General features: G+C 61.1%; 7 protein-coding genes. All 7 read right to left on the bottom strand.

The window, feature by feature from the left end; all coding sequences use genetic code 11:
* On the bottom strand, positions 1 to 394 hold a 394-nt coding region (locus ABL922_RS13935; protein ID WP_349024816.1), incomplete at its 3' end, for a hypothetical protein.
* Positions 395 to 396: 2 nt separating this feature from the next.
* Complete coding sequence (locus ABL922_RS13930) at positions 397 to 1,071, bottom strand: Rieske (2Fe-2S) protein (protein ID WP_349024815.1); 675 nt, start codon at positions 1,069 to 1,071, stop codon at positions 397 to 399.
* Entirely contained in the window at positions 1,068 to 1,442 is a 375-nt protein-coding gene (locus ABL922_RS13925) for a Rid family hydrolase (RefSeq protein WP_349024814.1), read from the bottom strand. The genes ABL922_RS13930 and ABL922_RS13925 overlap by 4 nt, the downstream gene beginning before the upstream one ends.
* Entirely contained in the window at positions 1,439 to 2,218 is a 780-nt protein-coding gene (locus ABL922_RS13920) for an MBL fold metallo-hydrolase (RefSeq protein ID WP_349024813.1), read from the bottom strand. Before ABL922_RS13920 ends, ABL922_RS13925 begins: the two co-directional genes overlap by 4 nt.
* Positions 2,215 to 3,558 carry an aminotransferase class III-fold pyridoxal phosphate-dependent enzyme gene (locus ABL922_RS13915; RefSeq protein ID WP_349024812.1) on the bottom strand — a complete coding sequence of 448 codons (1,344 nt, stop codon included), beginning with the start codon at positions 3,556 to 3,558 and terminating at the stop codon, positions 2,215 to 2,217. Before ABL922_RS13915 ends, ABL922_RS13920 begins: the two co-directional genes overlap by 4 nt.
* Positions 3,555 to 4,169 (bottom strand): TetR/AcrR family transcriptional regulator, encoded by a 615-nt coding sequence (locus ABL922_RS13910; RefSeq protein WP_349024811.1) that lies wholly within the window; start codon positions 4,167 to 4,169, stop codon positions 3,555 to 3,557. The genes ABL922_RS13915 and ABL922_RS13910 overlap by 4 nt, the downstream gene beginning before the upstream one ends.
* Before the next feature lie 2 nt (positions 4,170 to 4,171).
* A complete protein-coding gene (locus tag ABL922_RS13905; RefSeq protein WP_349024810.1) occupies positions 4,172 to 5,581 on the bottom strand; it encodes an aldehyde dehydrogenase family protein in 1,410 nt (469 codons plus the stop codon).
* Between the last annotated feature and the right edge of the window lie 193 nt (positions 5,582 to 5,774).

Here is a 5,774-nt window from a genome sequence, read left to right as displayed (position 1 = left end):
ACATGATCGCACCAATCAGGTTGCGCGGTGACAGAACTTCTCGAAATGCCAACCACCCGAGGGGAACAAGCAAGACTGCGGTGGCAACTGTAACCATGGGTCCAGTGGTGTTTACCGGCCAGCCCAGGCGGAAAGCGGAGACATAACCGTACTCGAGTCCAACCACCGCTAGGCCAAATACCACTGCAACCAACACGTCGCGCAGTTCAAAACGATTGCTTCCAAGTTCAGGGTTGCGCCACCAAAGGATCGAGACGGCGACCAAGGCAACTGCATATGCCAGCACCTGGAAGGCAAGAATATTGATCCCAGGGCGCGGGAGCTTGAGCATCAACTGGTAAAGCGCATAGGTGCCGACCATCAGTGCGAAAGGCCAGGCAACGAAACCGCCCACCCTCATGCTTTGTTGCCTACCGGACGATTTATCCAGCCCTTGATCTGACCGGTGACGCATTGACCAGTCTGCGCATCGAAGCGGTAGCCGTGCCAGGGACAAGTCATCACATTATCGCTGTCCGGTTCACAATTAAGTGGTAGCCCTAGGTGCGGACAGACCAGTGGCACATCGCAGACCGTACCGTCCGCCAAGGTTACCTGCCGTCGCTGCTTATGGAGCCTGGCTCCTTCCCGCAGCGCGCGGGCGCGGTGGATCATCTTGGGCTCGTCCTCATCAATCAGGCGGGCCCACATGTCGGAATAAAACTTGCCTACAGCAGGTTTGTCGAGATTCGGGCGATCCGGAACAAAGAAGCTCAGCTGCATCGTGCAATGATCGCCGTCGCCCGGAGCGATCCGGCAAACGGTGCGGCCATTCTCGGTCCCGTCGGCATCGAATGTGGCGTTAGTATATCCTAACCGATCGGCATCAAGCGCCACCGTCATCCGCATGGCCTGCCCATCGCGCAGAACAACTTTGGCATCCCAGCCATTGCGGTCAGCCTTGTTGAGGGTGATGCTCTCAAAAGCAAAGGCGTGGACATGGGGCAGATGCTCCCAATCCAGCTCGTCCTCGATGGCGCGTACCGCAGTCGCGCCCACTTCGCGGGTCAATTCGCCAACCTCGATCATCATGGCGTCACCCTCGCAATCACTTTGATTTCAGCGCGTGCGCCCGGGCGGACGAAGCCGGAAACGCCGATCCAGGTTGAAGCCGGATAAGGCGCTTGCACGAACGTATCTTTGACCTTGGCCATCACTGCGGCATTGGAGGCCAGATCAACCATGCAGATCGTCGTATCGACAATATCGGCGTAGTCGGCGCCAGCTTCGGCAAGGATCAGGCCGATCTTTCGCCAGGCGTCACGAAACTCGTCTTCGGCGCTGTCGCCCTGGCCGATCACGCCTGAACAGAAAATCAGTCCGGCTTCGCGCACCGCTGGCGCATAATGGAACGCGTCATAGGCTTTGCGCATGGCCTCGGGCACAATGACATCGATGGTCATGGGTCGCTCCTGCTGTTGAGATAGGCATCGGCCAGCTCGACCAGCCGGCCGCGGCCAAAGCTGGGTTCATGGCCGGCATGGACAATACGGGCGGGCAGGGCGCGTAAACGTTCCATCGAGCGGATGTAGGCCGGGATGTCAGAGCCCGGAATCTGGTCAAGCAACGGGCCATCGTAGATCGCATCGCCCGAGAACAGCGTGCCGCTTTGTGCATCCCACAATGCGATACTGCCAGGCGAATGGCCGGGCAGATGCAGCACCTCGAACTTGCGGTCGCCCAGATCGACCATATCGCCTTCGCCAATCAGGTGCGAGGCTTCGGCGGCTTGCATGACATGCGTGCCAGGATCGAACCCGGCATGCGGGATCGCGGTCAACAGGCCGCCCGATATGTCGTAGCCAATGCCCGAAAACCACGCGAGATCATTAGGCGAATAGGCGGCTGCATCGAGCGGCAAATGATTACTGGCGTTGGTGAGCGCCTGCGCCTCTGCGGCATGGACGCAGCACACGCCGAACTCGTGCGCGCCGCCCGCATGGTCCATATGACAATGGGTGAGGACAACGGTCAGCGGCTTTTCGAACAGATCTGCAGCAGCTTCTGCAAGGCTCGCCACGCCCAGCCCGGTATCGACCAGCAGATCGCAGTCCCGCCCTGCGACATGCCAGATGTTGCAGCGCAGGAGCGGGTGGACATGCGGTTCCCACAGCAGAGTGATGCCATCGCCCAGCGCCTTGCGCTCGAACCAGTGACCGGCGATTGGCAGCGCGATCATGGTTCAACCGCGCTGGCAAAGTCAAACCGCTTGAGCACGCGCGCGGCAGCAGCAATGATCGCGTCGATATCCGCTTCGCTGTGGGCAAAGGACAAGAAGAAATCGTTCGAGCCGGGGATCGTCAGCACACCTTCGGTCAGAAGCGCGAGGTGAAAGAGATTGAGCTGCTTGCGATTTGTGATACTCGCCCGATCATAGTCGGCCGCGCCATCGATCATGAAAATTCGGACGATCGGCCCCAGTGTGTTGGCGTGGAGCGCCAACCCGTGCGCGGCAAAGGTCGCCACCAACCCATCACCCAGCCGCCGGGCAAGCGCTGCAATCTTGTCATAGTCGCCATCGGCCTGACGCTGGGCATAGTCGCGCATCGCCGTCTGCGCGCAAAGCTGCGCGACCGTGGTGTCATTGCCTGTACCGCTCTGGAAAGCGAAGGGCCCCCTGGAGCGCCCCGAGGGATCGGCCACACCCATCACATCCGCCCGGCCTGTCACTGCGCCCAGCTTTTCGCCCGCAGAGAAAGCCTTGCCGAAGATGGCGAGGTCTGCAGTCACCCCGAAATGCTGCTGCCCGCCGCCTGCCGCAAGCCGGAAGCCTGCGATGACTTCATCAAAGATCAGCAGCGTGCCTGCCTTCGCCGTAATGTCGCGCAAGGCATGGTGGAAGCTGCCATCGCCCACCCACAATCCACCGTGATGCATTGACGGGTCCATGAGAACCGCTGCGACATCGCCACCCGCCAGTGCCGCATGCAGCGCTGGCTCATCGCCAAAGCGCAGCATGATGATGTCTTCCACTGCACCGGGGGGGATGCCTGCTCCTAGCACATTGGCCCGCCCATCGAGCCCGACAAGCATCTGGTCTTCCATGCCGTGATAGGTGCCCAGAAACTTGATGATCTTGGCCCGTCCGGAGAAGGCGCGGGCGAAGCGCAGTGCGGACATGACCGCTTCGGTGCCGCTGTTGAGGAAGCGTACCCGTTCTGCCCCCGGCACCAGATTCTGGACCATCTCGGCTGTCTCGATGCTGTGCCGAGGATTCAGGATCAACGAGCCTCTGGTGGCCCCTTCGGCAATCGCCTCCATCAAGGCGGGCGCACGGTGGCCTAGCAGCAGGCAGGCCCCGCACAGGAAGCAGTCGATGTAGTCATGCCCGTCGATGTCGGTGACATGCGCGCCGTGACCGCCTTCGAAATAGGCCGGATAGGGCGGAAAAAAGCGGACCGTTCCGGAAACACCCCCAACCAGTGCGGCTTGCGCTCGCTCATGCCAGGCAGCCGATTGCGGGGTGCGTTCACGCCAGGCAGCATGGACCGCGGTTTCAAGCGATTGCAGCGAATTCATGCCATGTGCTCCTGACGGGGACGAGGCGCGTCAAAGCGCGCGATGGCATCGGCCAGCCTCCCGCTCAGCCGCGCGGTTTGCGCCGGGTCAGTCGCGAATACGCCCTGGATTGCCAATCCTTCGGCCAGAGCGACCATCGTCTCGGCAAGCGCTGACGGATCTTGCGCGGCGAAATGTCCATCCGCCTGCAAGACCTCGATCACATCGCCTACCTCGCGCCGCCACCAGTCATAGTAACTGGCGAGCTCTCCCGCGAGCGTGGGATCGTTCATCCCTTTGGCGGCGAAGTGATAGAAGATGCGGCACGAGGCGGCACGTTCCGGATCAAGCGGCATCCCGGCCTCGAGCATTGCGATCAGTCGCGCCATCCCGCTTTGCCCCGCGGCGACATCGGACATGCCGCGCGCGACATGGTTCATTGCCTCACGCAATGCTCCCAGCAACATCGCCTCCTTGTCGCCGACATAATGCGCGATTACCCCGGTCGAGCAACCAGCCGCTTTGGCGACCGAGCGCAGGTCTGCACCCTTCACACCGTCGCGCGCGATGACACGCAGCACGGCGGCTGCAATATGCGCGCGGCGTTCGTCATGATCGACTATCTTTGGCATGGTCAGGCTTCCCCATACTGGCCATTGGCGGCCATGCCGGTCAGCTCGGACAGCGGCGGCTCCAACACCTTGTGGACGATATTGTCCGCCGATCCCCAGAAGACCGATTTGGCGTGACTGTAGTTGAGGAAGCCCTGCTTGGCCGAATGGCACCCTTGGCCGGAGTTTCCCAACCCGCCGAACGGGAGGGCGACATGCCCGCCTTGCAGCCCGAAGTTATTGACCGCAGCCCCGCCGCTACGCACTTCGCGAACAAAACGCGTGGCAAGCGCCGTGTCGTGCGTCGCGATATAAGCACCTAACGGCGTTTCCCTGGCATTGATCTGCGCAAAGGCGCTGTCCACATCGTCATAGGGCACAACTGGTATGACGGGGCCGAACACCTCATCGGTCATGCAGCCGAGATCTGCTGGTGGATCGATCACCAGCGTCAGCGGGAAGTGGCGCAGTCCGCGATCTGGCACATCGCCGTTCAGCCCCTCAACGCGGACACCGCGAGCGCGGGCTTCCTCGACATAGCCTGACAGCCGATCGAAGTGCGCTGCGTTGATGATGCCGATGCACTGATCACTCCCGACGTAGGCCGGATAGGCCTGCTGCCAGACAGCTTGGGCCAGCCTGATCCAGTCTTCCATCTGCCCGCGCGGCACCAGCACATGATCGGGCGCGGTGCAGACCTGTCCTGATTTGAGCGTGCGGAACGAGAGGAAAAGCCGCACCAATTCTTCGGTCACGCCATCAGGCGCGAACAATGCCGGGTTCTTGCCGCCCAGTTCGAGCGTGACCGGCACCATGTTGCGCGCTGCCGCCTGCGCTACCAGTCGCCCGATGCGCGGGCTGCCAGTAAAGGTCAGATGATCCCAGGGCATCGCGGCGAACTCTTGCGCCAGTTCCGGCCCGCCTTGCACAACGGTGAGAAGTTCCGGCTCGAAATACGCGGCAACGGCATCCGCTACTGCTTGCGCCGTGGCCGGTGCCAGTTCGGACGGTTTGATGATCACGCGATTGCCCGCCGCCAGCATGTCCACGCACATCACCAGCGCAGATTCGATGGCGAAGTTCCACGGCGCAATATTGCCCATCACGCCTTTGGGCAGCATCAGAATTTCACCATGCGACGTGCCATGTTCTGGCCCCAGATCAATCCGTTCCTCCGAGAGCCATTCCGCAAGGTGTGCCAGAAAATAGTTGCAGCGTCCTAGCACCGGGCCGGTTTCCATCAGATCGGTTAGCCAGGGGTGGTGCGATCCGAAATCATCAGCCAGAGCGCTGCGAAACGCTTCGCGGCTGTCAATCACCATCCGGCGCAGGCGAGCAACACGCTCCAACCGCGCAGAAACCTTAGGACATGGATCGTCCTTAAAGGCAGCGACCTGTCGGCTGAACGCCAAACTCAGCTGTTTGTTTGCCACTGCCATCAGCTCCTTTATATATCGTACGTCTGGTATAAAAAGGATCCGGAGTCAAACTCGCATCAGTTATGCCAATGAGCCGCACCGGCTTTGCTTGAAAAAATGTCTGCTAGGATCTGGATAAGCGAACGACCGGTTTCGCCATGCTCCCTAAGGCGCCTACCGACTCATTTCGTGCCAGTCAGGCATGGGG

The organism is Sphingorhabdus sp. (genome assembly GCF_040079335.1).
Lineage (GTDB): Bacteria > Pseudomonadota > Alphaproteobacteria > Sphingomonadales > Sphingomonadaceae > Sphingorhabdus_B.
The sequence above is the reverse complement of the archived record's forward strand: the minus strand, read 5'-3'. Positions and strand labels throughout refer to the sequence as shown.